The 23,952-nt window shown below is 63.4% G+C and carries 22 protein-coding genes; 4 read left to right on the plus strand and 18 right to left on the minus strand.

Translation table 11 applies throughout. The annotated features are described in order from the left end of the window. Window positions 1–71: 71 nt before the first annotated feature. The 3 genes from gatB to gatC form a co-directional block, all read right to left on the minus strand. The gene (gatB, locus tag ABWV89_RS12640; protein ID WP_353397203.1) at window positions 72–1,544 is read right to left on the minus strand and encodes an Asp-tRNA(Asn)/Glu-tRNA(Gln) amidotransferase subunit GatB; all 1,473 of its coding nucleotides are present in this window, start codon (window positions 1,542–1,544) and stop codon (window positions 72–74) included. A gap of 11 nt (window positions 1,545–1,555) precedes the next feature. Continuing rightward, on the minus strand, window positions 1,556–3,052 hold the full coding sequence (gatA, locus tag ABWV89_RS12645; protein ID WP_353397204.1) for an Asp-tRNA(Asn)/Glu-tRNA(Gln) amidotransferase subunit GatA: 1,497 nt from the start codon (window positions 3,050–3,052) through the stop codon (window positions 1,556–1,558). Between the two features lie 85 nt (window positions 3,053–3,137). Further along, the gene (gene gatC / locus ABWV89_RS12650; RefSeq protein ID WP_353397206.1) at window positions 3,138–3,437 is read right to left on the minus strand and encodes an Asp-tRNA(Asn)/Glu-tRNA(Gln) amidotransferase subunit GatC; all 300 of its coding nucleotides are present in this window, start codon (window positions 3,435–3,437) and stop codon (window positions 3,138–3,140) included. 260 nt (window positions 3,438–3,697) lie between these two features. Here gatC and ABWV89_RS12655 point away from each other — a divergent pair, with 260 nt between their 5' ends. The 4 genes from ABWV89_RS12655 to mrdA all read left to right on the plus strand — a co-directional run bounded on the left by ABWV89_RS12655 (window position 3,698) and on the right by mrdA (window position 8,283). Beyond that, the gene (locus ABWV89_RS12655) at window positions 3,698–4,741 is read left to right on the plus strand and encodes a rod shape-determining protein (protein WP_353397208.1); all 1,044 of its coding nucleotides are present in this window, start codon (window positions 3,698–3,700) and stop codon (window positions 4,739–4,741) included. 94 nt (window positions 4,742–4,835) lie between these two features. Next, window positions 4,836–5,762: a rod shape-determining protein MreC gene (gene mreC / locus ABWV89_RS12660; RefSeq protein ID WP_353397210.1), complete on the plus strand. Its 927-nt coding sequence runs from the start codon at window positions 4,836–4,838 to the stop codon at window positions 5,760–5,762. After that, a complete protein-coding gene (gene mreD, locus ABWV89_RS12665; RefSeq protein ID WP_353397211.1) occupies window positions 5,759–6,289 on the plus strand; it encodes a rod shape-determining protein MreD in 531 nt (176 codons plus the stop codon). Before mreC ends, mreD begins: the two co-directional genes overlap by 4 nt. 14 nt (window positions 6,290–6,303) lie before the next feature. After that, complete coding sequence (mrdA, locus tag ABWV89_RS12670) at window positions 6,304–8,283, plus strand: penicillin-binding protein 2 (protein ID WP_353397213.1); 1,980 nt, start codon at window positions 6,304–6,306, stop codon at window positions 8,281–8,283. Between the two features lie 45 nt (window positions 8,284–8,328). Here mrdA and ABWV89_RS12675 read toward each other — a convergent pair whose 3' ends face one another. The 15 genes from ABWV89_RS12675 to ABWV89_RS12745 all read right to left on the minus strand — a co-directional run bounded on the left by ABWV89_RS12675 (window position 8,329) and on the right by ABWV89_RS12745 (window position 23,946). Continuing rightward, entirely contained in the window at window positions 8,329–9,084 is a 756-nt protein-coding gene (locus tag ABWV89_RS12675) for a TSUP family transporter (RefSeq protein ID WP_353397215.1), read from the minus strand. A 66-nt stretch (window positions 9,085–9,150) separates the two neighbouring features. Beyond that, complete coding sequence (locus tag ABWV89_RS12680; RefSeq protein WP_353397217.1) at window positions 9,151–10,548, minus strand: sensor histidine kinase; 1,398 nt, start codon at window positions 10,546–10,548, stop codon at window positions 9,151–9,153. 20 nt (window positions 10,549–10,568) lie between these two features. Then, the gene (locus ABWV89_RS12685; protein ID WP_353397218.1) at window positions 10,569–12,047 is read right to left on the minus strand and encodes a nickel-dependent hydrogenase large subunit; all 1,479 of its coding nucleotides are present in this window, start codon (window positions 12,045–12,047) and stop codon (window positions 10,569–10,571) included. Then, a complete protein-coding gene (locus tag ABWV89_RS12690) occupies window positions 12,044–13,039 on the minus strand; it encodes an NADH-quinone oxidoreductase subunit B family protein (RefSeq protein WP_353397220.1) in 996 nt (331 codons plus the stop codon). Before ABWV89_RS12690 ends, ABWV89_RS12685 begins: the two co-directional genes overlap by 4 nt. Further along, window positions 13,036–13,524, minus strand: coding sequence for a hydrogenase maturation protease (locus ABWV89_RS12695; protein ID WP_353397221.1), 489 nt, complete (start codon window positions 13,522–13,524; stop codon window positions 13,036–13,038). The genes ABWV89_RS12690 and ABWV89_RS12695 overlap by 4 nt, the downstream gene beginning before the upstream one ends. Then, on the minus strand, window positions 13,521–15,032 hold the full coding sequence (locus tag ABWV89_RS12700; protein WP_353397223.1) for a Ni/Fe hydrogenase subunit alpha: 1,512 nt from the start codon (window positions 15,030–15,032) through the stop codon (window positions 13,521–13,523). The genes ABWV89_RS12695 and ABWV89_RS12700 overlap by 4 nt, the downstream gene beginning before the upstream one ends. Next, window positions 15,025–15,543, minus strand: a complete 519-nt coding sequence (locus ABWV89_RS12705) for an NADH-quinone oxidoreductase subunit B family protein (RefSeq protein ID WP_353397225.1) — start codon at window positions 15,541–15,543, stop codon at window positions 15,025–15,027. The genes ABWV89_RS12700 and ABWV89_RS12705 overlap by 8 nt, the downstream gene beginning before the upstream one ends. Then, window positions 15,540–16,250, minus strand: a complete 711-nt coding sequence (locus ABWV89_RS12710) for a 2Fe-2S iron-sulfur cluster-binding protein (RefSeq protein ID WP_353397227.1) — start codon at window positions 16,248–16,250, stop codon at window positions 15,540–15,542. Before ABWV89_RS12710 ends, ABWV89_RS12705 begins: the two co-directional genes overlap by 4 nt. Then, window positions 16,247–18,100: an NAD(P)H-dependent oxidoreductase subunit E gene (locus ABWV89_RS12715; RefSeq protein ID WP_353397229.1), complete on the minus strand. Its 1,854-nt coding sequence runs from the start codon at window positions 18,098–18,100 to the stop codon at window positions 16,247–16,249. The genes ABWV89_RS12710 and ABWV89_RS12715 overlap by 4 nt, the downstream gene beginning before the upstream one ends. After that, window positions 18,097–19,572 (minus strand): sigma-54-dependent transcriptional regulator, encoded by a 1,476-nt coding sequence (locus tag ABWV89_RS12720; RefSeq protein WP_353397231.1) that lies wholly within the window; start codon window positions 19,570–19,572, stop codon window positions 18,097–18,099. Before ABWV89_RS12720 ends, ABWV89_RS12715 begins: the two co-directional genes overlap by 4 nt. A gap of 136 nt (window positions 19,573–19,708) precedes the next feature. Further along, on the minus strand, window positions 19,709–20,218 hold the full coding sequence (locus ABWV89_RS12725; protein ID WP_353397232.1) for a hypothetical protein: 510 nt from the start codon (window positions 20,216–20,218) through the stop codon (window positions 19,709–19,711). Window positions 20,219–20,253: 35 nt separating this feature from the next. After that, window positions 20,254–21,363 carry a hydrogenase expression/formation protein HypE gene (gene hypE, locus ABWV89_RS12730; RefSeq protein WP_353397233.1) on the minus strand — a complete coding sequence of 370 codons (1,110 nt, stop codon included), beginning with the start codon at window positions 21,361–21,363 and terminating at the stop codon, window positions 20,254–20,256. Continuing rightward, window positions 21,360–22,538, minus strand: coding sequence for a hydrogenase formation protein HypD (gene hypD, locus ABWV89_RS12735; protein ID WP_353397235.1), 1,179 nt, complete (start codon window positions 22,536–22,538; stop codon window positions 21,360–21,362). Before hypD ends, hypE begins: the two co-directional genes overlap by 4 nt. Further along, window positions 22,535–22,792, minus strand: coding sequence for a HypC/HybG/HupF family hydrogenase formation chaperone (locus ABWV89_RS12740; RefSeq protein WP_353397237.1), 258 nt, complete (start codon window positions 22,790–22,792; stop codon window positions 22,535–22,537). The genes hypD and ABWV89_RS12740 overlap by 4 nt, the downstream gene beginning before the upstream one ends. Further along, window positions 22,783–23,946 (minus strand): Kae1-like domain-containing protein, encoded by a 1,164-nt coding sequence (locus ABWV89_RS12745; protein ID WP_353397239.1) that lies wholly within the window; start codon window positions 23,944–23,946, stop codon window positions 22,783–22,785. The genes ABWV89_RS12740 and ABWV89_RS12745 overlap by 10 nt, the downstream gene beginning before the upstream one ends. Window positions 23,947–23,952: the final 6 nt, after the last annotated feature.

Genomic DNA, 23,952 nt, shown 5'->3' on the forward strand with positions numbered 1-23,952 from the left:
CGCCTCAAGCGCCCCTTTTTCATTTTCACCTTGTTTTTGTTGCCTGCTGAGTCGGCGGCGCAGCGGCTTCCTCAGCCCTGTTCGAGCTTTTGGCGCAAGGTCTCATTGACGGCCTGCGGGTTGGCCTTGCCTCGACTGGCCTTCATCACCTGCCCGACCAGTGCGTTGAACGCCTTGTCCTTGCCGGCGCGGAACTGCTCGACCATCGGGGCGTTGGCGGCCATGACTTCCTCGATGATCTTCTCGAGCTCGCCGCTGTCGTTCATCTGCTTGAGGCCCTTGGCTTCGATCAAGGCGTCCACGTCGTCGCCTTCACCCTTCCACAGCGCATCAAACACCTGCTTGCCCGCGTTGTTGGAAATGGTGCCGTCGGCGATACGTCCCACCATGGTGGCCAGCTTCGCGGCCTTGACCGGCACCGCTTCCATCGCGATCTCGTCGATGTTCAGGCGGCGTGAGACCTCGCCCATGATCCAGTTGCTCACCAGTTTGGCCTGCCCACTGGTCTTGGCCGCTTCTTCGAAGTAGCTGGCCATGGCAGGGCTCTGGGTCAGGGTGGTGGCGTCGTACTCGGGCAGCCCGTAGTCGGCCACCAGGCGTTCGGCCATGGCGCGGGGCAGCTCAGGCATGGCGGCCTTGACCTCGTCCACCCAGCTGCGCTCGATGGCCAGGGGGGGCAGATCCGGGTCGGGGAAGTAGCGGTAGTCGGCCGCGTCTTCCTTGGTGCGCATGGCGCGGGTCTCGCCGGTGTCCGGGTCGAACAGCACCGTGGCCTGCTCGATCTCGTAGCCGTCCTCGATACGGTCGATCTGCCAGCGGATTTCGAAGTCGATCGCCTGCTGCATGAACTTGAACGAGTTCAGGTTCTTGATTTCGCGGCGGGTGCCCAGCGGGTCGCCCGGTTTGCGCACCGAGACGTTGGCGTCGCAACGGAACGAGCCTTCCTGCATGTTGCCGTCGCAGATGCCGATCCAGGTGACGATTTTGTGCAGTTCTTTGGCATAAGCCACCGCTTCGGCACTCGAGCGGATGTCCGGCTCGGTCACGATTTCCAGCAGCGGTGTGCCGGCGCGGTTCAGGTCGATGCCTGACAGACCATGGAAGTCTTCGTGCAGCGATTTGCCGGCGTCTTCCTCCAGGTGGGCGCGCACCAGGCGCACGGTCTTCTTTTCTTCGCCGAGGTAGAACGATACCTCGCCGCCTTGGACCACCGGAATTTCGAACTGGCTGATCTGGTAGCCCTTGGGCAGATCGGGGTAAAAGTAGTTCTTGCGGGCAAACACGCTTTCTTCGGCCACGTGCGAGCCCACGGCCAGACCGAATCGGATGGCACAGGCCACGGCTTCACGGTTCATCACCGGCAGCGTGCCGGGCAAGGCCAGGTCAACCGCACAGGCCTGGGTGTTGGGCTCGGCGCCGAAGGCGGTGGACGCGCGGCTGAAGATCTTGCTCTGGGTGGCCAGCTGCGCATGGGTCTCAAAGCCGATCACGACTTCATAACCCTGGACCAGCAGCGTGGCTTCTTTTTTGACTTTCTGGTTCATCTTGATTCCTCTCAATACCCTGCTGGCGTTTTCAGATGCCAGTCGGTTGCCTGCTGGAAGGCATGGGCCGTCTGCAGCAAAGAGGCTTCCTGGAAGTAATTGCCCACCAGTTGAAGGCCTACGGGCATGTTGCCTTCGCCGAAACCGGCGGGCACGCTCATGCCGGGCAGGCCGGCCAGAGAGGTTGGCAGGGTGAAGATGTCGGCCAGGTAGTTGGCCACCGGGTCGTCGCTGTTCTCACCAATTTTCCAGGCCACCGAAGGCGCCACGGGGCCGGCGATGACGTCGCACTGGGTGAAGGCTTGCTGGAAATCCTGGGCGATCAGGCGGCGGATCTGCTGGGCCTTGATGTAGTAGGCGTCGTAGTAGCCGTGTGAGAGCACATAGGTGCCGATCATGATGCGGCGCTGAACTTCCTCACCAAACGCTTCGCTGCGGGACTTTTTGTACATGTCGAGCAGGTCGTCGTAGTCCTTGGCGCGGTGGCCGAACTTCACGCCGTCAAAGCGGCTGAGGTTGGAGCTGGCCTCGGCCGGGGCAATGATGTAGTACACGGGAATCGACAGCTCGGTGCGGGGCAGGGAGATGTCCACCAGGGTGGCGCCCAGCTTTTCGTATTCGGCCAGGGCTGCACGCACGGCAGTGTCGACGTCGGCCTTGAGGCCTTCACCGAAGAACTCTTTGGGCAGACCGATGCGCAGGCCCTTGAGCGGTTGTGCGGCGTCGGCGCCTTCCCGTGGCTGTCCCAGCAGGCGGCTGTAGTCCTCGGCGGGGTGGTCCAGGCTGGTGGAATCGCGGTCGAGGTCGGGGCCGGCCATGGCCGAGAGCAGCAGGGCACAGTCAGCGGCCGAGCGGGCCATGGGGCCGGCCTGGTCGAGGCTGGAGGCGAAGGCCACCATGCCGTAACGTGAGCAACGACCGTAGGTGGGCTTGATGCCGGTGATGCCACAGAATGCAGCTGGCTGACGAATCGAGCCGCCGGTGTCGGTGCCGGTCACGGCCGGTGCCAGTCCTGCGGCCACGGCCACGGCTGAGCCACCAGAGGAGCCGCCGGGCACGCGGCTCGTGTCCCAGGGGTTGTGGGCCGGCGCGTAGGCCGAGTTGTCGTTGCCCGAACCCATGGCGAACTCGTCGCAGTTGAGTTTGCCCAGGCTCACGGCGCCAGCCCCGGCCAGCTTGTCCACCACGGTGGCATCGAACGGGCTCTGGTAGCCCTCCAGCATCTTTGAGCCGGCAGTGGTGGGGAAATCCTTGGTGACGAAGATGTCCTTGTGCGCGAGGGGCACGCCCAGCAAGGGGGCGGTTTCGCCGGCGTCGCGGCGGGCGTCGGCGGCTTTGGCCTGGGCCAGGGTCACCTCCGGATTGAGGTGCAGAAAAGCACCCAGGGGTTCGTGGGCTTTGGCGCGGGCCAGGAAATGCTCGGCCGCTTCGGTGGCGGAGGTTTGCTTGGCGGCGATGGCGGCGGCCAGTTCGGCCACTCCCATGTCATGCAGTTGTTTGTCGCTCATTGACGGGTTTCCTTGTGCCGGGCGGTGTTGGACAGGCCAGGCATGGGGGAGACGTGAAACGGGATCGATTCAGCAGGAATGGTGCTTACTCGATGACCTTGGGCACCAGGAACAGGCCGCGCTCGACGGACGGCGCGCTTTTCTGGTTGGCCTCGCGGTTGTCGGGCTCGCTGGCCAAGTCCGGCCGCAGGCGCAGCGTCACATGGTCGATGACCGCTGTGGGGTGGGCCAGAGGGGCGACATCGGTGGTGTCGACCGCTTTCATCTGTTCAACGATGTCAAAGAAGCCGTTGAGCTGGCTGAGCATGCGCTCGCTGTGCTCTTCGGTGAGTTCGAGGCGGGCCAGATGGGCGATCCGCCCGATGTCGGAGGACGTCAGGGACATGGGGAGAAAAGGCTCCGTTGGGATGGGGGTGGTGCGGCGGCAGGCCTGATCGGGCTGAAACCGTGTGTAAACCCGCGGTTTCCGACGCCAATCCCCTCATTGGTGCACAAGTGATACGTTATTATCCAAGGTTTCATGGCCGAGTCTGCCAAGGGGCAGCCATGCGCCATTGGATCTTCGTCCAAATCAGAACAATTTTGTCTTGCTCTGGACCCCTGCTGGCCCTTTGAGGCCAGTGTGTCCATTTTCGGATTCTCGACATGTTTGAAGCGTTCCGTCGGCAGTTTTCGTCCGACCTGGCCATCGACCTCGGTACGGCCAATACCCTGATCTACGTCCGCGGCAAGGGCATTGTGCTGGACGAGCCATCGGTGGTGTCCATTCGTCACGAGGGTGGCCCGCAAGGCAAGAAAACCATTCAGGCAGTTGGCCATGAGGCCAAGGCCATGCTGGGCAAGGTGCCGGGCAACATCGAGGCCATTCGCCCGATGAAAGACGGCGTGATCGCCGACTTCACCGTCACCGAGCAGATGCTCAAGCAGTTCATCAAGATGGTCCACCCCCGCTCGATGTTCAAGCCGAGCCCCCGGATCATCATTTGTGTGCCTTGTGGCTCCACTCAGGTCGAGCGACGCGCCATTCGCGAATCGGCGCTGGGTGCCGGCGCTTCTGAGGTCTACCTGATCGAGGAACCCATGGCTGCGGCCATCGGTGCCGGCCTGCCCGTCTCCGACGCGTCCGGCTCCATGGTGGTCGACATCGGTGGTGGCACCACCGAGGTGGGCGTGATTTCCCTGGGCGGCATGGTCTACAAGGGCAGTGTGCGCGTTGGGGGTGACCGTTTCGACGAAGCCATCATTGCCTACATCCGCCGCAACTACGGCATGCTCATCGGTGACCCGACGGCTGAAGCCATCAAGAAGGAAATCGGCTCTGCTTTCCCGGGCAGCGAAGTCAAGGAAATCGAAGTCAAGGGTCGCAACCTGTCTGAAGGTGTGCCACGCAGCTTCACCATTTCCAGCAACGAAATTCTCGAAGCCCTGACCGATCCGCTCAACAACATCGTCTCGGCCGTCAAGGACGCGCTGGAGCACACCCCGCCCGAGCTGGGTGCCGACATTGCCGAGCGCGGCATGATGCTCACCGGTGGTGGTGCATTGCTGCGTGACCTGGACCGCCTGCTGGCCGAGGAAACCGGCCTGCCGGTGCTGGTGGCTGAAGAACCCCTGACCTGTGTGGTGCGTGGTTGCGGCATGGCCCTGGAGCGCATGGAGCGCCTGGGCACCATCTTCACCAACGAGTAATGTTCCATGGCGGCGTGCTCCTGACGCCGCCAGCCTGTCCAGCCGCACAGCCAGCAGATCAATCAGACGCGATCGACGGATACACCAACGAAACATGCCACTGGGCACCCTGGACCGAACGCCACCCCCCTTCTTCAAGCAGGGTCCGTCGGCGCTGTCCAAACTGGTGGTTTTCAGCGCGTTGGCCCTGTTTCTGATGGTGGCTGACCAGCGCCTCAAGGTGGCCACCCCGATTCGCAGCGCGCTGGCCACCGTGCTCTACCCCCTGCAGTGGGTCGTGCTCAAGCCCGTGCAGGCGGTGACAGGCGCAGCCGATTACGTCACGTCATTGCACAGCGCCCAGCGCAACGAGTCAGAAGCTCTGGAGCGTCTGGCGCGGCAGGCAGACAGGGCTCAGCAAGTCGAACAGCTTTCGGAGGAAAACAGGCGCCTGCGCGCATTGCTGGGCATGCGTGAACGCATCCAGACGCCCACACGCGGCGCACAGGTGCTCTACGACTCCGCCGATCCATACGCCCGACGGGTGGTGGTCGACCGGGGGCAGAAAGACGGTGTGTTCGCTGGCTCCCCTGTGGTGGACGAGGCTGGCGTACTGGGGCAGGTGACGCGTGTCTACCCTTTGGTCTCCGAAATCACGTTGCTGACAGATCGTGAGCAGGCCATTCCCGTGGTCAATGTCCGCACCGGTGTCCGCGATGTGTTGTATGGCAGCTCAGGCGTGGCGGGAGATCACCTGGAGCTGAGGTATTCGCTGGCCACGGCCGACGTGGCGGTGGGGGATTTGCTGACCACCAGCGGCGTTGACGGGGTGTATCCGCCCGGCTTGCCTGTTGCCCGGGTGACGACGGTGGAGCGCACGCCACAGTCGCCTTTTTCCCGCATCGTCTGCAAGCCTGAGGCGGCCTTGCAAGGCACACTGCATGTCATGATCCTCAAGCCGGTGAATCCGGAAGTGCTGACAGAGCCGGCGGTGGCCAGAGAGCTGGGCATCGATGGCGCTACCACGGGAGGCACGCCATGATCATGCGCCCTGGTCAGCAGCTGCTGCTGCCCGCCAACCCGGTGTTCATCTGGACCAGCCTGGTGGTGGCATTGATGCTCAACATGCTGATGAACATCGGCCCCTTCGGTCGTGCGGCGTGGGTACCCGACCTGCTCGCCGTGGTGCTGGTGTTCTGGAGCGTGCACCAGTCGCTGCGCATTGGCGTTGGCGTGGCGTTCATCTTCGGGCTGTTCATGGATGTTCACCAGGGAGCGCTTCTCGGACAGCATGCGCTGTCCTATTCGGTGCTTTCGTTTCTGAGCATCACCATGCATCGGCGTCTGGTTTTCTTCGATGTGTTCAACCAGGCTGTGCAGATCCTGCCCTTGTTCGTGGTGGCCCAGTTGCTCGATTTGCTGGTGCGTTTTCTGGCTGGGGACGGATTCCCCGGGTGGGTGTCCATGCTCTCACCCGTGATCGAATCGGTCATCTGGCCCGTGGCGAGCCTGATGCTGCTGGCACCGCAACGCCGAGCCCCGGACCCGGACAACGACCGTCCGCTGTGAACGGGTGATTCACCGTGACTGAGATTCGCAACGCCGACGCCGACCTGGCCCAGTTTCGCACCAGGGTGCTGGTGGCGGGCGTTGCCGTGGTGTTTGCCTTTTGTCTCATTGCTGCGCGCATGGTGTATCTGCAGGTCATGCGCCATGAGGCCTTGCTGGCCCAGGCAGAGAGCAACCGGACAGCGGTGCTGCCCATCGTGCCGATTCGCGGCCAGATCGTCGATCGCAATGGCCAGGTGCTGGCGTCGAATTACTCCGCATACACACTGGAGATCTCACCCTCTGAAGTGGGCGATCTGGACGAGACGATCGAGCGTCTGGGCGAGGTGGTGAAGATCGGCAAGCGCGACAAGCGCCGCTTCTTCAAGCAACTGCGCGAGTCCAAACAGTTTTACTCTCTGCCTATCCGCACGCGTCTGACGGACGAAGAGGTGGCGCGATTCACGGTGCGCCGCTACCAGTTCCCGGGTGTGGAAGTGAGGGCGCGACTCTTCCGGCATTACCCCAATGGTGATACCGCCAGCCACGTGATCGGCTACATCGGCCGCATCAATCAGCGCGAGAAGGAGATCATCGAAGACTGGCCGGATGAAGATCAAGGCAACTACCGGGGCACGGAGTACATCGGCAAGCTCGGCGCAGAGCAGAGCTTTGAGAGTACCCTGCATGGAAATACCGGTTTCGAGCGCATCGAGACATCCGCGGGTGGCCGCGCCGTGCGCTCTCTGGCGCATACGCCTGCGCAGCCCGGTGACCGGACGGTGCTGTCGATCGATATCAAGCTGCAGCGCCTGATCGAAGACATGTTCGGCGAGCGGCGCGGGGCGCTGGTGGCCATCGATCCTCGCAATGGCGAGGTGCTGGCTTTTGTCAGCAAGCCCACGTTCGATCCCAACCTTTTCGTCGAAGGCATTGACGTCGAGAGCTGGACGGCGCTGAACGAATCCGTGGACAAGCCGTTGCTCAACCGGGCGCTGCGAGGGACTTATCCGCCAGGCTCCACCTACAAGCCATTCATGGGCCTGGCCGCGCTGGAGCTGGGCCTTCGCACACCTTCGTCGGTGACCAATGATCCGGGATACTGGATGCTGGGCAATCACCGGTTTCGCAGCCATGGCGATCACGCCCTGGGGCCGGTGGACCTGCGCAAGAGCATCATCAAGTCCAGCAACGTTTACTACTACGCCCTGGCCAACGACATGGGTGTGGATGCCATGCACGATTTCATGGCGCCGCTGGGTTTCGGGCAGATCACGGGCATCGACTTGCGCGGGGAGTTGCGCGGCGTGTTGCCAAGCCGGGACTGGAAGCTCAAGGCGTACCGGCGGCCGGAGCATCAGCGCTGGTATCCGGGCGAGACGATTTCGCTGGGCATCGGTCAGGGCTACAACAACTTCACCATGTTGCAGCTGGCCCATGCCATGTCTACCCTGGCCAACGGGGGCACCAAGTATCAGCCCCGGCTGTTGCTGGCCACGGAGGACACGACGACGGGACAGCGCATCGCCACAGCCAATGAGCCGCCTGTTTCGATGGGCTACCGTCCGGAGAATGTTCGCACCGTGCTGGAAGCGATGCGAGACGTGACACTTGAGGGGACGTCGCGCTACGTGTTCAAGGGGGCCCCATACCTCAGCGGTGGCAAGACCGGGACGGCGCAAGCAGTGACCATCGGGCAGAAGGACCGCTACGATGCGCGCAAGCTCGAAGAACACCAGCGGGACCATTCTCTTTACGTCGCTTTTGCGCCGCTGGAGGCGCCTCGTGTGGCGCTGGCGGTGGTGGTCGAGAACGCCGGCTTCGGAGCGGCGCATGCAGCCCCGATCGCGCGTCGGGTGTTCGATTACATCCTGCTGGGCCAGTACCCCAATCCGGAAGACATGAAGGCCGTTCAGGAAGGCAAGGCTTCGGCACCCATTGGTGAACCGCTCAAGGCGGAAGACCAGCCCTGGCCACCGCCAACTGTCAGGGAAGAAGAGGACAACCCGGCCTGACTTCGCTCCTGCGGCCGAACTTTTCCCAGCCGTCGAACGCTTCCGTCAAAGCCAGGCGTCTGAGCCTGTCTTGAGAATCAGCGCACTGACCACCAGGATGAACATGATGCGGATGAAGCCTGCACCGTGCTTGATGGCCATGCGTGAGCCGATGGCGCTGCCAATCACATTGGCCACGGCGATGGGCAGGACCATGTGCCACCAGATGTGCCCGGTGCTCACGAACAGCACCAGCGCAGCAAAGTTCGATGAAACATTCAGCAGCTTCGCGCTGGCGCTGGCATGCAGGAAGTCGTAACCCAACCAGCGCACGAACAGGAACACGAAGAAGCTGCCGGTGCCTGGCCCGAAGAAGCCGTCGTATGCCCCGATGACGAGACCCACTGCCGACATGGCCACCGTTTCGCTGCGCCCGCTGAAGCGGGGCTGATGCTCATGGCCCAGCTGCTTGCGCCAGAGCGTGTAGCCGAGCACGCCCAGGAGGATCACGGGGAGGAGCTTGCGCAAGAAGTCGGGCGATATCTGGGTGACCAGCCAGGCGCCGGCAAAAGAGCCGATGCAGGTCACGACGGCTGAAGGCAAAAGGGCTCGCCAAGGCATTTGCACACGGCGAGCAAACTGCACAGTGGCGGCTGCCGTGCCCCAGATCGATGCGCTCTTGTTCACCCCGAACAGGGTTGCGGGAGGCGTGCCGGGAAACACGGCGAACAGGGCTGGCACGAGGATGAGACCGCCTCCGCCGACCACAGCATCGACAAAGCCGGCCAACAGTGACGACAGGGTGACGAGGACCAGTTCCATGAAGGCAGCGACGGAGGCAAGGCAGCAGGTGGGAGGGCTGCGAGGCGGTCGCGCAGGCCGTGATGGTCAGGCCGCAGGAAAGACGGGCAGCGTCAGGGTGAACTCGGCGCCCAAAGGGTCCTTGACGTTCTGGGCACTGAGTGTACCGCCGTGTTGCTCTGCAATGCCATAGCTGATGGACAATCCCAGGCCGGTGCCCTTGCCGACAGGCTTGGTGGTGAAGAACGGGTCGAACAGGCGCATCAGGTGCTCGGCAGGAATGCCGGGCCCGTTGTCACGAACTTTGACCGCCACATGCTTCCCGTCGCAGTGCATGGTGACCCACACATGCCGGTTTTTCTCGTTGTTGGCCGTGACGGCGTCGAAGGCGTTCTGCAGCAGGTTCATCATGACCTGCTGCAACTGACCGGCGTTGCCGCGCGTGGTGCAGGCCTGGTCCGGCTCCCAGTGCACCTGTACTCCATGGGTGCGACCCTTCTGAACCCAGTGGATGGACCGCTCCACCACTGATGCCAGCGCCACCGCATCGTGCTCTTCCGCGTCCATGGCCGAGAAACGCTTGAGGCCATGCACGATGTCGGCAGTGCGCTGGGCGCCTTCAAGCGTGCCGTCGATCAGTGAGGGCAGGTCTGCCATCAGGTGATCGATGCGCAGCTTGCCCTTGAGGTGTGCAATTTCCTGGTCGGGCGCCTGTCCGGCCAGCGCGCCCATGTAGGTCTGCAAACGATCGCAGTATCTGCGCAGGGCATGGACATTGCCCAGTACAAAACTGATGGGGTTGTTGAGCTCATGGGCCACGCCGGCCGTGAGCTGGCCGAGTGAGGCCATCTTCTCGGAGTGCAGCAGTTGCTGCTGCGTGCGCTTGAGGGCGTCGTGCGCGGTCTGAAGCTCACGGTAGGCGCGCTTGATTTCGCCCATGGGCCGGCCGACCCATACGGTGCCCAGTCGTTTGCCGTTGCTGCCGAGGCGGGGAGTGCAACTGGCGTCGACCGGCACGGGCTGGCCGTCAGGGCCCAGCAGGTTGAGCTCGATGGATTCCGAGGAACGGTCTCCGCTGTTGCCGGCGCCTTGCAGGGCGGCCTCGGCACGGTCAATGCTGTCTCCGTCGGTGAGAATGTCTTGCAGGCGCTGCGTGCGCAAGTGCGCCTCGTCCTGTCCGAGCAGCTCGCACAGGGCGGCATTGGCCTGCTCGATCTGGCCGCTGTCGTCGCAGACCAGCAGCACGTCGGACATGGAGCTGAGGACACTCACAATGAACTGCTGCGACTGCTCGAGCTGGGCGTTTTTCTTCTCCAGCTCGATCTCGTCATCGATGAGCTGGGAGTAGACCTCGTCCATCTTGTGAATCACGTCCAGCCAGGCGTTCTCATCCATGCCCTCGAGCCCACCGCCCGTGGCTGGTGTTTCGGCGGGCACATCGCTGAGCAAAGGCGGACGTTGGGAAGGACTGCGTTTGGTGGACACGGTGATCTTCGGTGGACAGGTCAGTGGACAGTACAGACCATACACGGATCGAAGGAGCGAACGATGTGCTGAACAGCGACCGGCGTGGTTTCGCCCTCGCGCACGGGAGCGCCGACCAGCGCCTGCTCCAGGGCACCCGGCTGCCCTTGCGCGTCGCGTGGTGAAAAGTTCCAGCTGGTCGGGGCAATGATCTGGTAGTTGGCGATACGGCCATCGTGCACCACCAGCCAGTGGCCCAGTGCACCGCGCGCGGCCTCCGAAAGCCCCTGACCAGAGCCTTCGTCAGGGAGTCTCAAGGACTCGCAAAAGCTCTCGCCGGGCACGATGGCTGCCAGCCATTGCTCCATCATGGGTACGACCACAGCCAGCTCCAGCACGCGGGCGACCACGCGGGAGTAGACAGATCCGCCATGGCGACCGACCAGATCGCGGATGAGCGGCTGGCCGCTGACCAGCTGCCGGGCGATGGCACCTGTCTCCACCACCTGGCCGTCCAGACGCGGCGCCTTGTTCCAGGTATAGGCCTCTGCCTTGTCCATTTCGGGTCGGGTCAGACCCTGGTAGGGGTGTAGCGGCTCGCGCGCCTGTGCCAGCCATGTGCAGGTGGCGTCTTCGCGGATCTGGTGGGTGTTGACCCGGGCAGGTGCATCGCTGCCGGCCAGCCAGAGTCCGTTGCCCAGGGCAGAGCTCCCGTCCGGCTGGAGGTAGGCGCCATAGCTGAGGTAGCGGCCAGGGCCGGGGCCCATGCGCTGCAGCTGCTGGTCGCGCACGATGGAGAGGAACAGGCGCAGGTCGCCACGGTTTGGCGCTTCGTCGTGCCATGCCCACAACGCTTCTTCGCTGGCGAGTGACGTGACCACTTCCAGAGGAGCCGCGAACAGTTCGCGCTCGAGGAAGGCTCGGAACTCGCGGACGCGGGAGAGCAGGCGGGTGCGCTCGGCGACGTCGATGGCGCGGGTGCTGCCGCCGGGCTCGATGGACTGGGTGTGCGGCCATTTGCCGCCAAGGGTGCCCAGCAGGTTGAACCAGCGTTGCCGGGCGGCCAGCGATGCACGAACCTGCTCGCCATACTCCGACCGAAAGCGGCGCGTGGCTTCTGCATGCCAGGGGCGGTCGGCATAGACCTCGCGGGTGAAGTCGGGCATGAAGAAGACGTAGAAATGCGTGAGGTGGTCGGCCATGTTCTCCACCGCCAGCATCAGGTTGGTCGCGTGCAGGCCATTGGCGGGCGGGGTGATGCCGGCCAGGTCGCTCAAGGCGCGGGCGGCGGCCACCGATTGCGAGACCGAGCAGATGCCGCAGATGCGGGGCACGAAGACGAGCGAATCGTGAGGTGCCTTGCCGGTGAGGATTTGCTCGAAGCCTCGGTACATGGGCGCGTTGACGTGTGCAGACTGCACTGCGCCTTGCTGTATGTCGAGCGAGACTTCGAGGTCGCCTTCGACACGGTTGAACGGCCCGACGAGCAGACGCGTGGGAAGAGGCTTGGCTTGGCTCATTTCAGACGGGTCTTGCGAATGGCAGGTTTGACCACGAGGTGGTCGGCCACAGCGTTTTGTTTGACGCGCTTGGGCGTGGCGCTCTTGGACAGCGAGGCCAGCGCCACGAACCAGGCCTTGGGCATGTCAGTGGGCAGACCGATGGGAATGCCGGCGAGTTTGGGTGTTTCATGGAATGGATGCCCGGGCTCCTGAAAGCCTGGCTCGGTGCAGGCGATGCAGGCGTAGCCGCCGCGTGTGCAACTGCCCTCGCCATTCCAGAGCCGGATGTTGCAGTCTGCGTGCACCTGGGTGCCCTTGCATCCCATGTGCTCCATCATGCAGCCAAGGTCGGATGGCTTTTCTGCACTGGCCTTGAACTCGTAGTATTCGTTGCGGGTGCAGCCATGGTGCACCAGCTGATCGGCATAGGCACGTGGGCGACCGAGCGCGTCCAGTGCATCGGCGTCGAACTGCCCTGCGGCCAAGGCCATGAGGGCGTCGAGCACCCAGTTGGGGTGCGTGGGGCAGCCGGCAATATTGATCACCGGCAGGCCAGAGCGGGAGGTGAATCCTTCACCGAGCAGGCCACCGGCGCGATCATCGTCGTACTGCATGCCGCAGGCATCGGTGGGGTTGTCGCCACCAGCGGTGATGCCGCCCCAGGCCGCACAGCTTCCCACGGCCACCACATGGTGGCTGACGCGGGCGAGCTTTTCCACCCAGTCGATCATCGGCACGCCGGTGCCGGCGAGCACATGAAAACGTCCGGTGCCATTGGGGCCGCGCAGCAGAGCACCTTCCACGCACAGGATATCGAGTGCTTGCTCGCCGCTGAGGATGCGTTCGAGCAAATCGATGGTGTCCCGCCCACTCTCGAGCGAGAGCGAAGGGTGCCACAGCAGGTCGATGCCGGCATCGCGCAGATGGGCATGAAAGTCGTGCGTGTCGGCATTGAGCAGCGACATGCTGCATCCGCCGCATCCGCCCGATTGCAGCCAGAGAAGATTCATGTATGCGACTCCACAGCGAGCCCCAGCACAGCGGGCAGCCATTGGTGTACCCATTGCTCGGCCAGGTTCAGATTGTCTTGGGCTTGGAGACTCATTGCAGCACCAAGTTCATAGCTTTTACCCTGCACGGCCAGCACTGTGCAAGCGGGTGGCGATGCATCGTGTACGCGCTGATACACGGCGAGTAACCCTGCTGGTGACAGTGCATGGCTGCTGGGCGTGAAATCTTCGGCCGCTGTGACGTCTGAGGTGACGAATGGCGCGTGCGCTGCCGTGCTGGCATCGATGAACAGCACATGTTTGCGGTGCTGCAGATCCATGCAGTGTTCGATCTGCAGCTGGTAATCCTCCAGACATTCAACCTGATCGTGCCAGGCTTGTGCCTGGACATGTGCTGCGATGCGTCGCACCAGTAAGGGACCGATGGCATCGTCGCCGCGGCTGTCGTTGCCCCAGCCGAGGATGAGCACGGGCGGGGTGCTCATGCGGTGTCGGCGGCGTTGGCGGTCAGACCGCGCAACAGGCGTCCATCGCTGCCGCGGCCGACGTGGTCAAGCAGATCACCTTGCATGGTTCGAAGTGAAACCGTCAACGGCATCTGTCCCAAGGCATGCGTGGCGCAGGACAGGCAGGGATCGTAGGCCCGGATCGCAATCTCGATGTGATTGAGCAGAGGCTCGGTGATTTCGTGGCCATCGAGGAACTGCTCGGCGACTTTCCGGACCGCTTCGTTCATGGCCGTGTTGTTATGGGTGGTGGCGACGATGAGGTTGCAGTAGCTGATCAGGTCGTCGTTGCCCACTTCGTACTCGTGAATCAAGGTGCCTCGCGGAGCCTCGATGATGCCGACACCGCGGGTGCCGCGCTGGCCCTCTGCCATTCGCTCGCCACTGAGAATGTCCGGGTCCTGCAGGAGGAGCCCGGCCATTTCGGTGGCATGCAGCATCTCGATCATGCGGGCCCAGTGAAATGCGAGAGAGGCATGAACTACCTGCCCACCATGCCAGTCGACAAACCGTTGTCGTGCGGCCTCTGCCAGCGGGGTAGAGATGTGGTCGCAGTTTTGCAGGCGCGCCAGCGGCCCGACGCGATACCAGCCATCGGCTTCTCCATAGTCACGCAGGTAGGGGAACTTCATGTAGCTCCACGGCTTGACGGCTTCTTCGATGAGCGCGCTGTAGGCCTGATCTTCATGCTGGTCGACCATGATGCGGCCTTCGGCATCGCGCACGCGCAAAGCGCCGTCGTAGAGCTCCATCGCACCGTCCGGAGCGACCAGGCTGAGCATGGCGGCCGGGGTGGCGCCGAAGGCTTCGTACATGGGGCGCTGCGCTTCATGCAGGCGGGCGATCAGGTCAACCGCAGCCTGCGCCCATTCCAGCATGGTCGACCATTGGGCAAGCAACTGCTTTTGCTGGCCAACTTCAACGTGCCGGTTGACGCCGCCCGGCACTGCGCCGGTGCCGTGTATGCGTTTGCCAGCTGTCGCTGCAATGATCTCTTGCCCGAACTTGCGCAGCATCACGCCTTGCCGGGCGACATCGGGAAAGGCGTCGATGACGCCGACGATGTTGCGCGCCGCCGGGTCTGCGCCAAAGCCGAGCAGCAGGTCGGGTGAGGCGAGGTGAAAAAAGTGCAGTGCGTGGCTTTGCAGCACCTGCCCGTAGTGCATGAGGCGCCGGATCTTGTCAGCCGTGGGGGTGGGCGCGTGAACGCCCAGCGCACGATCAAGCGCCTTGACGGCGGCGAGGTGATGCGAGACCGGGCAGATGCCGCACAGGCGCTGCACCAGCACAGGCACCTCCCAATATGGCCGGCCTTCGATGAATTTCTCGAAGCCACGGAATTCGACGATGTGCAGTCGTGCTTGCTGCACCTTGTGGTGTTCGTCCACCAGCAAGGTCACCTTGCCATGACCTTCGACGCGCGAGACCGGATCGATGGCGATGCGTCGCAGTCCGTCTGGCGCTGCAGGGCTGTTGTGCTCAGTCATAGCGGATGGCCCCCGGTGAAAGCTGTGGTTCGCGTCCGTCCAGCACGGCGGTGATCAATTGCCAGAACGCGTCGGCTGGCGGCGGGCAGCCCGGCAGCGAAAAGTCCACCTTGACCACTTCGTGGATGGGGTGCACCTGGTTGAGCACCAGCGGCAACTCCGGGTCATTGGGGACATCGCCGTGGTAGACGTCGCTGAGCAGTTGCGCGGTGTCCAGATGGTTGCGCATGGCGGGCAGTCCTCCCGTGATGGCGCACGCGCCGACGGCGACCAGAATCTTGCATTGCGCGCGAAAGGCTCTGAGTACCTCGATGTTCTCGGCATTGCACAAGCCACCCTCGATCAGGCCAATGTCGCAGGGACCGACACCCTTGATGTCGGTCAGGGGTGAGCGGTCGAACTCGACGCGTTCGACCAGTTCAAGCAGGCGTTCGTCAATGTCAAGAAACGACATGTGGCAGCCAAAGCAACCCGCCAGCGACACGGTGGCAATGCGGGGTTTGCGCGTCATGACGGCGTGTCCTCGCTGTCAAAGCTGCGCTCGCCGATCGGGACGGAAAACCCGCGGCGCTTGGGCAGCAACGCACCCACGGGGCATACCTGTGCCGCCTTGTCTTGGATGTCCAGGTGGCTGTCGCCGAGCTTGCCGGTGGGGCTGTTGATCATGAGGCGCGTTTCGCTGCCATGACCGCCAATGGCAAACACATGCTTGCCGTCGATATCTCCACTGGCATGAACGCACAGTTGGCACAGGATGCAGCGGTTGGTGTCGAGCAGTACATCGGGGTGCGAAGCGTCCACAGGCCGTTGCGGGGTCAGGGCTTCGTAGTGCAGATCGAGCATGCCCGCCTCGGCTGCCTGGTGTTGCAGCTGGCAATGGCCGCTCTTCTCGCAGCCTGGACAGAAGTGGTTGCCCTCGACAAACAGCATTTGCAAGAGCCGCAGGCGCTGGGCCTGCAATGCCGGCGTGTGGCACTCGACCTGGGTTCCTGCTTCGGCTGGCGTGCTGCACGCGGCCACAGGGCGTCCGTTGACATGTACCGTGCACAGGCGGCAGGCGGCTACCGGCCGGATGCCCTCGTGCCAGCACAGGCGAGGCACGGTGTGCCCGGCCCGCATGGCAGCCGTCATGATGGTTTCGCCCGGCGCAAACGGAATGCACTCTCCGTCGAAGGTGAGCGTGGCCTCTGCAGAAGGGGCATCTGATGGGGCATTCACGGGCGTTCGTCCTGGTTTGACAAGTGGGCCAGTGGGTCATCGCGACCAGTGGCCTGGCGGGCCATGGACAGCTCGGCATCGAGATCGAAGTCGGGCTCGAAGCGGGGCGCCTGGACATGCAAGGCATAGTCGTGACCGAAGTGTTTCAGCGTATCACGCAGCGGATTGCATGAGGAGACCCCAAGCCCGCAGTGGGTGCCGGCATGCAGCAGATCACTCAATTCCTGCAGGCGCGCAATGTCATCGGCCGATCCGCGGCTGGCGCCCTGGGTCTCTTGCGCCAGCTTGTCCATGCGCCGCACCACCAGCCGCGTGCCCACACGACAGGGCGTGCACAGGCCACAGCTCTCGTGAGCGAAAAAGTGGGCGAAGTGGCGCGCCACCTCGAACAGGTCGCGTGTCTGGTCGAACACCATGAAGGCGCCGGCGCTGGGCAAATCTTCGAACGCGATGGTGCGATCGAATTCGTCAGCACCGATGCAGCGGCCGGACGGACCGCCCACTTGCACGGCTTTGGCGCTTTTGGCGCCGCAGTCCTGCAGCATGGTGCGGATCGATGTGCCAAACGGGTACTCGTAAATGCCAGGACGCGCGCAGTCGCCCGAGATGGAGTGCAGCTTGGTGCCCGTGGAGGCATCGGTGCCAATGCGTGCCCATGCCTCACCTCCATGAGCGGCGATCTGCGCGGCGGCGCAAAACGTCTCGACGTTGTTGACGATGGTGGGCATACCCAGGTAGCCGCTTTGCACCGGGTAGGGCGGCCGGATGCGAGGCGTGCCACGTTTGCCTTCCAGCGATTCGAGCAGCGCCGATTCTTCGCCGCACACGTAGGCGCCGGCGCCAAGGTGAATCTGGACGTCGAAATCAAAAACGTTCTCGGGACTGGCCTGCCAGCGTCTGCCGATCTGCTGGCCCAGCCATCCGGACTTGCGACGTTGGTTGATGGCAGCCTGCAGCTCGGGCAGGAGGAAGTCGTATTCGCCGCGCAGGTAGATCATGCCCACGGACGCGCCGACGGTGCGGGCAGCGACGGTCATGCCGTCGAGCATCAGGTGAGCGTGTCGGCGCAGCAGCAGGCGGTCCTTGAAGGTGCCGGGCTCGCCTTCGTCCGCGTTGCACACGACGCAGCGATCCAGGCCAGCGGTGTCGCGGCAGAGTGTCCACTTGCGCGCGGCCGGAAAGCCTGCGCCGCCTCTGCCCCTGAGCCCTGAGCGTTGCAGCTCGTCCATCCAGTGTGCAGGCGGGCGTTCAGTGAGTGCGCGCATGAGCGCTGCGCTGTCCACCGGGCGGCCAAGCAGCACATCGGCGCGGTGAACGGTCTCATCCACGCGGGACCATTCGGCTGGCCATTGACCGGGCTCGTCGTCGGCCAGCAAACGCTCTGCCAGGGCATGCACCCGCTCCGGGGTCAGGCGGGTAATCACCGTCCGGTGGTTGACCAGCAAGGCTGGCCCCTGGTCGCACAAGCCAGTGCACGAGGCAAAGTCGATGCCAAAGCGTCCATCGGTCGAGACGCCGCCCGGACCCGGAACGTCCAGCCGATCGCACAGCTGGCGCAGCAGGGCTGCGTTGCCCAGCATGCGGTCAGTGATGTTGTCGCTGAAGAGAATGCGGGTGCGCCCGGCAGGCTCGAGGTGCAGGAAGCGGTAGAAGCTGGCGACGCCCCGCACCTGCGAGAGGGGGATGGCCAGGGATTGCGCGATGTGCATCAGCACCGGCGTGGGCAGCCACCCGGCTGATGCCTGGGTTTCTCGCAGGACCTGAAGCAATGCGTGGGGCGAATGGTGCCAGGCAGCCAGGGCCTGATCGGCGGCGGCCAGATGTTGAGCCGGAGCCGACGAGGCTGTCATGACTTGCTTGCTCCTTCAAGCCCGAAGCGTTGCATCTTGCTGCGCAAGCCGACGCGTGAAAGGCCCAGTTCGGCAGCTGCCCGGGTCTTGTTCCAGCGGTGGCGCAAGAGCGTCTCCTTGAGCAGCATGGCCTCGATCACGTCCAGCCGTTCTGCCAGGGTGCCGGTCTTGGGCACGGCAGCGGACAAGTCTTCCGAATCGGCACCGCCGGTGGAGCGACCCTGAAGCACGCGCGGTGAGAAGCCGTCTGGCTGCAGACTGTTGCTGTCACTGAGCGCCAGGGCACGCGCGATTTCGTTGCGCAGCTCACGTATGTTGCCGGGCCATGGGTAAGCCGTCAGGCAGGCCAGTGTGTCTTCGCTGAGGCTGGCGCCAGGGCGGCCCAGTTCGCGGGCCACGTCAGTGACAATGTGCCTGGCTATGGGAGGAATGTCCGCCAGACGTTCGCGCAAGGGCGGCACCGTGAAAGTGATGCCGGCGATCCGGTAGTAAAGGTCTTCACGGAACAGTCCCTCGCGAACACGGGTCTCCAGATTCCGGTGCGTGGCCGCGATGACGCGCACATCCACCGGTATGGGTCTCGTCGCGCCGACGGGCCGCACTTCGCCCTCTTGCAGCACACGCAAGAGCTTGACCTGGAAGGCGGCCGAGGTTTCGCCGATCTCGTCAAGGAATATGGTGCCGCCGTTGGCGCGCTGAAAAAGGCCTGTGTGATCTTCGTACGCACCGGTGAAGGCGCCTCGCTTGTGGCCAAAGAGCTCGGATTCCAGCAAGGTGTCTGCGATGGCTGCGCAGTTTTCCACCACGAAAGGGCCACTCATGCGGGGCGATGCATAGTGGATGGCGCGGGCGAGCAGTTCCTTGCCAGTGCCCGACTCGCCCAGGATCAGCACCGAGAGGTCGTAGCGGGCGGCACGCGCGGCCAGATCGCACACGGCATTGAGCGGACTTCCCTCTGCCCGAACAATGCGCCCGAAGTCGAATTCTGAGCGGGCTTTCTGTACCTGCGTTGCCGTGCGCTGCCGCAATACCGTGTTGCTGGTGCGCAGCTCCAGATCCAGTCGGCTGGTCTGCTGCTGAAGTTGCTGAGCTTCCACGGCGTCCTTGACCGAACCGAGCAGGTGATCGGGCGCCCAGGGCTTGAGGATGTACTGATAGATGCCGGCGTCATTGATGCCAGCAATGATGTCCTCGCTGTCGGTGTAGCCAGAGATGACGATTCGCACCGTGTCGGGCCAGCGGTCCCGAACCTCTTTGAGGAAATTCACGCCGGTCATGCCAGGCATGCGTTGATCGCAAAGAATGACGCTGATCGTCTGCCGCTCGAGCAACTGCCGGGCCTCGTCCGCACCGCTGGCGGTGAAGACCTCGAAGTCCTCGTCCAGTGTGCGGCGCATGGCATCCTGCGAGCGCACTTCATCGTCAACCACGAGTATGGTGGGCAGGGCGTCGATGTAGGCTGGAGGGGTCAAACGGGCGTCTTCCTCAATGGCGAAGCCGGGTGGTCCATTGCCCGGATTGTAGGAGGCGCAAGTGGGCTGTGCGGTTTATCCCAGTGCAGCGAAGGGTTCCCGGGTCGAGTGCGGACAGTCGATCTGGAAGTGCCGTTCAGATCTTGGCCTTGAGTTCGGCAATCTGCTCGGCTGCCTTCTTGCGGCCCAGATAGATGGCCAGTTTGGCTTCCACCTCGTCGAGTGCGGCATTGAAGTCGACCAGGGTGTCGGCCAGCAACACCTTCTCGGCAATGGTGGCCGTGTCAGGTCCGAAATGATGAACCAGTTTGGTGCCTGCCTGCCGCTGCAGTGCGCGAACAATGGCTTCTTCGTTCTCGATGCCCGAGGTTTTGGCCGGGGTGGCGGCTGGCGCTGGCGCCGCCGGCGTGTTGGTGGCCTTGGCCAGCATGGGCGCCGGCGCGCTGCCACTGACCACCTCGATCAGTCCGAGGTCGAGCAGCTTTTGCAAATGCCGGCTGGCGTCGGCCAGTCCGGCCAGTGCCGAGGTGCTGCCGGCACCATTGACAACGATCAGGACCTGACGCTCTGCCGGTGTCAGGCCCGCTTTTCTTCCGGAAACTTCGTCTCGCCCTGCTTGGGTCTTCTTGAACACAGGTGCGGGCATGAGAACCTCCAGTCGTGAATGCTCGCGTCGATTGCCTAGCAGATTCTCGGTAGCTGCTCGCCACTGAGCCAATCCACTACGCGCCTCCCTCCAAAGCGGGTACGCATCTGGACGAAATGATGTTCATCCTGCGTCACGCAGCCAATGACGGAAGCCTCCTTGCCCAGCGAATGCGCTCGCATGGTGGCAAGGACTTTTTCGGCCGCCTCTGGCGCACAGATGACGACCAGCTTGCCTTCATTGGCTACATAGAGTGGATCGAGTCCGAGCAACTCACAGGCCGCATCCACCTCTGGCTTGACCGGGATGTCAGCTTCTTGCAGCTGGATGCCCACTGCGGACTGACTGGCGATCTCGTTGAGTGTGGTGGCCAGTCCGCCACGGGTCGGGTCTCGCAATACATGAATGGCGCCAGGCGCGGCGGCCATGATGTCTGCAACCAGCGTGTGCAAGGCTGCCGTGTCACTTTCAATCGTGGTTTCGAAGGCCAGTGACTCGCGCTGTGACAGCACAGCCACTCCATGATCACCAATGGTACCTGACACGAGTACCGTGTCACCTTTTTTCGCCATTGATCCGCTGATCGTGACGCCCTTGGGCAACAGGCCTACACCTGTGGTCGATATGAAGACACCATCGCCTTTTCCTTTTTCCACCACTTTGGTGTCGCCGGTCACGATGGGGACCCCGGCTTCGCGAGAGGCTGCAGCCATGGAGGCAACGATGCGTTTGAGGTCTGCCAGCGGATAGCCTTCTTCGATGATGAAGCTGGCACTCAGGTAGAGCACCCTGGCACCGGACATGGCCACGTCGTTGATGGTGCCGTGAACACTGAGGCAACCCAGATCGCCACCCGGGAAAAAGATGGGTGAGACCACATGGCCGTCGGTGGCCATGACCAGTTGCTCTTCGCCCGGGTTGAACGACGGCAGCGGCAAGACTGCTCCGTCGTCGCCTTGCCGGAGAAACGCGTTGTCGAGTTCTGCGAGAAAAAGCTCTTCGATCAATTGCGCTGCGGCCTTGCCGCCGGCGCCATGGCCCATGTCGATGCGCCCACGCTTGATGTCGAGTGGGCGGGTGTAACTCTTCTTCTTCACGGACGATTTCGGCGTGTTGCCGCTGGCAGTGTCTTGGTCAATCTTCATGCGGCGGCCTCCGATGCCTCAGCGGTGTTGCCCGTGTTCTCTGCGACAACGGGAATGTCGCGGAAGCGCCCGTAGGTGTAGTGTGCTGCGCAAGCGCCTTCGCTCGAGACCATGCAGGAGCCGATCGGATTCTCCGGTGTGCAGACGGTGCCGAAGATCTTGCAGTCGCGCGGCTCTTTCACGCCGCGCAGAATGGCACCGCATTCACAGGCCTTGTTGTCCTGCACTGCCTTGTAGCGCAGGTCAAAGCGGTGCTCGGCATCGAACTCCCGGTAGGCCTCGCGAATCTGCAAGGCAGATTTGGGCATGCTGCCCAGGCCACGCCATTCGAAGCTGTCGCGCAATTCGAAGATCTCGTCCATGAGTGCCTGGGCGCGCTGGTTGCCTGCTGGCGTCACCGCGCGAATGAACTCGTTCTCTACTTCAGCGCGACCTTCGTTGACCTGGCGCACCAGCATGAGAATGGCTTGCAGCACGTCGAGCGGCTCGAACCCTGCAATCACCACAGGCTTTTTGTATTCCTCGGCAAAGCGGGCGTAAGGGTCGGAGCCGATGACCACGCTCACATGGGCAGGTCCGACAAAGCCTTCGATCTCGGCAGTCTTGAGCTCTTCCTCGCTGGCGCCGTCGAGAATGGCGCGAATGGCAGGGGGCGTGAGCACGTGGCTGCACATGACGCTGAAATTCTTGATGTGCCGGGTGGCCGCTTCCTTGATCACCAGTGCCGTCGGTGGCGTGGTGGTTTCAAATCCGATGGCGAAAAACACCACTTCGCGGTCAGGATTCTCCTGCGCCAGCTTGAGTGCGTCGGCCGCCGAGTACACCATGCGAATGTCTGCGCCCTGGGCCTTGGCCTTGATGAGCGAGAGGTTGTCCGAGGCAGGCACGCGCATGGTGTCGCCGTAGGTGCAAAGAATGACTTCGTGCTTGAGCGCCAGTTCAATGGCCAGGTCCACTCGGCCAATGGGCAACACGCACACCGGGCAGCCCGGGCCGTGGATCATGCGCAGGTTTTTCGGCAGCAACTCCAGCACGCCGTAGCGGGAAATTGCATGGGTGTGGCCGCCACAAAACTCCATGAACCGGTACTGATGGTCGGGGCGAACTTCTGCTGCAATGCGTTCGGCAATGTGTCTGGCGGTTTCGCCGTTGCGGAATTCGTCGATGTACTTCATGCCGCTGCTCCTTGCTCACCCGTCTGTGGTTGAGATTGCGTTTGCTCCAGCTCGGCAAACATGGCCAGGGTTTTCTGGGCTTCTTCCGGATCAAGAAGACCGATGGCATGGCCCACGTGAACAATCACGTAGTCGCCTGCCCGCGCCTCGGGCACGAGCGCCAGCGAAATGGTTTTGCGAATGCCGCCAAGATTGACGATGGCTTCGTCACCGTCAAGGCGCTCGATCACCTCGGTAGGGATGGCTAGACACATGAGTGGGGTTCCTTTCTTGTGGTGACGACTGCATCAGGCTGGCCGGTCATCTGTTGGGCGGCCACCCAGGCCTGGCCGATGGCCAGACCTGCATCGCCGAATCCCTGTTCGGTTTGAAGATAGACGCGCAGGCCGCATGAGCTCAGCTGTGCGTGCAGGCGTTCGCGCAGGATGCGATTGAAGAAGCATCCCCCGGCCAGCGCAACGGCTTTGACCTGGCGCATACGTGCTGCCTGAATGGCCCAGTCCGCCAGTCCTTCGGCGAGTGCCAGATGAAAGCCTGCGGCCAGTCGGCCAATGTCCCGGGTGGGGGCATCGAGCAGTTGCGCCCACATATGGCGAAGGTCGAGCACGCCGTCCTGGGCTGTCGTGACGCCGTCGATGGCCAGAATGTCCGGGTCTTCTTCCAGGGCCATCGCAGCAGCCTTCTCCAGCGCAATGGCGGCTTCGGCCTCGTCTTGCTGATGCTGGCAAATTCGCAGTGCAGATGCGGCGGCGTCGAACCAGCGGCCGGCGCTGCTGGTTGGCGGGCAGTTGAGCCCTTTGTCCAGCATCTGGCTGACCGTGCGTGCGGCTGCCGGGCTGGAGACCGTGGCCAAGCGCTCTGCGATCTCGTCGCCACGGCCCAGAGCGTGGAGTGCGGAGGCTGCCACGCGCCAGGGTTCGCGCGCTGCCTTGTCGCCACCGGGCAAAGCCAGGTGGCTCAGGTGGCCCAGGCGCTCCCACCGGTGGCCGTCGACATACAGCATTTCGCCGCCCCAGGCCGTGCCGTCGGTACCCAGGCCAACGCCGTCGAGTGCCAGACCGATCACGGGCTCGTTGAGCCGGTGGGTGGCCATGGCCGCACCGATATGGGCATGGTGGTGTTGTACGCCAATGGCCGGAACCCCGAGCTGATCGGCGGTTTCCAGTGCCAGGCGGGTGCTGAAGAAATCGGGATGCAGATCGTGGGCGATGGCGTCGGGTCGACGGCCTTTGGCCATGAGGTCGCCGACCATGTGCGCCACCGAATGACGCAGGGCCTCGCAGGCCTGAGGGTCGCTCAGATCACCATGGATGGCCGACCAGTGCGCTGGCTGGCCTGGCTGCCAGAGGCAGGCCGCGTTTTTCAGCCAGGCGCCGAAAGCCAGGATGGTGGGAGGCACTGTGTTCATGGTGGC

The organism is Hydrogenophaga sp. 5NK40-0174 (genome assembly GCF_040372165.1).
In the GTDB taxonomy this organism is placed as follows: Bacteria; Pseudomonadota; Gammaproteobacteria; order Burkholderiales; family Burkholderiaceae_C; genus Hydrogenophaga.

What these genes read in the sequence shown, in the direction of transcription:
- hypD (WP_353397235.1), bottom strand. Translation starts at nt 22,538, where the DNA reads ATGAAGTACATCGACGAATTCCGCAACGGCGAAACCGCCAGACACATT.
- ABWV89_RS12725 (WP_353397232.1), bottom strand. Translation starts at nt 20,218, where the DNA reads ATGCCCGCACCTGTGTTCAAGAAGACCCAAGCAGGGCGAGACGAAGTT.
- hypE (WP_353397233.1), bottom strand. Translation starts at nt 21,363, where the DNA reads ATGAAGATTGACCAAGACACTGCCAGCGGCAACACGCCGAAATCGTCC.
- gatA (WP_353397204.1), bottom strand. Translation starts at nt 3,052, where the DNA reads ATGAGCGACAAACAACTGCATGACATGGGAGTGGCCGAACTGGCCGCC.
- ABWV89_RS12745 (WP_353397239.1), bottom strand. Translation starts at nt 23,946, where the DNA reads ATGAACACAGTGCCTCCCACCATCCTGGCTTTCGGCGCCTGGCTGAAA.
- ABWV89_RS12740 (WP_353397237.1), bottom strand. Translation starts at nt 22,792, where the DNA reads ATGTGTCTAGCCATCCCTACCGAGGTGATCGAGCGCCTTGACGGTGAC.
- mreD (WP_353397211.1), top strand. Translation starts at nt 5,759, where the DNA reads ATGATCATGCGCCCTGGTCAGCAGCTGCTGCTGCCCGCCAACCCGGTG.
- ABWV89_RS12685 (WP_353397218.1), bottom strand. Translation starts at nt 12,047, where the DNA reads ATGAGCCAAGCCAAGCCTCTTCCCACGCGTCTGCTCGTCGGGCCGTTC.
- ABWV89_RS12715 (WP_353397229.1), bottom strand. Translation starts at nt 18,100, where the DNA reads ATGACAGCCTCGTCGGCTCCGGCTCAACATCTGGCCGCCGCCGATCAG.
- ABWV89_RS12705 (WP_353397225.1), bottom strand. Translation starts at nt 15,543, where the DNA reads ATGACGCGCAAACCCCGCATTGCCACCGTGTCGCTGGCGGGTTGCTTT.
- gatB (WP_353397203.1), bottom strand. Translation starts at nt 1,544, where the DNA reads ATGAACCAGAAAGTCAAAAAAGAAGCCACGCTGCTGGTCCAGGGTTAT.
- gatC (WP_353397206.1), bottom strand. Translation starts at nt 3,437, where the DNA reads ATGTCCCTGACGTCCTCCGACATCGGGCGGATCGCCCATCTGGCCCGC.
- ABWV89_RS12690 (WP_353397220.1), bottom strand. Translation starts at nt 13,039, where the DNA reads ATGAATCTTCTCTGGCTGCAATCGGGCGGATGCGGCGGATGCAGCATG.
- mreC (WP_353397210.1), top strand. Translation starts at nt 4,836, where the DNA reads ATGCCACTGGGCACCCTGGACCGAACGCCACCCCCCTTCTTCAAGCAG.
- ABWV89_RS12655 (WP_353397208.1), top strand. Translation starts at nt 3,698, where the DNA reads ATGTTTGAAGCGTTCCGTCGGCAGTTTTCGTCCGACCTGGCCATCGAC.
- ABWV89_RS12675 (WP_353397215.1), bottom strand. Translation starts at nt 9,084, where the DNA reads ATGGAACTGGTCCTCGTCACCCTGTCGTCACTGTTGGCCGGCTTTGTC.
- ABWV89_RS12695 (WP_353397221.1), bottom strand. Translation starts at nt 13,524, where the DNA reads ATGAGCACCCCGCCCGTGCTCATCCTCGGCTGGGGCAACGACAGCCGC.
- ABWV89_RS12700 (WP_353397223.1), bottom strand. Translation starts at nt 15,032, where the DNA reads ATGACTGAGCACAACAGCCCTGCAGCGCCAGACGGACTGCGACGCATC.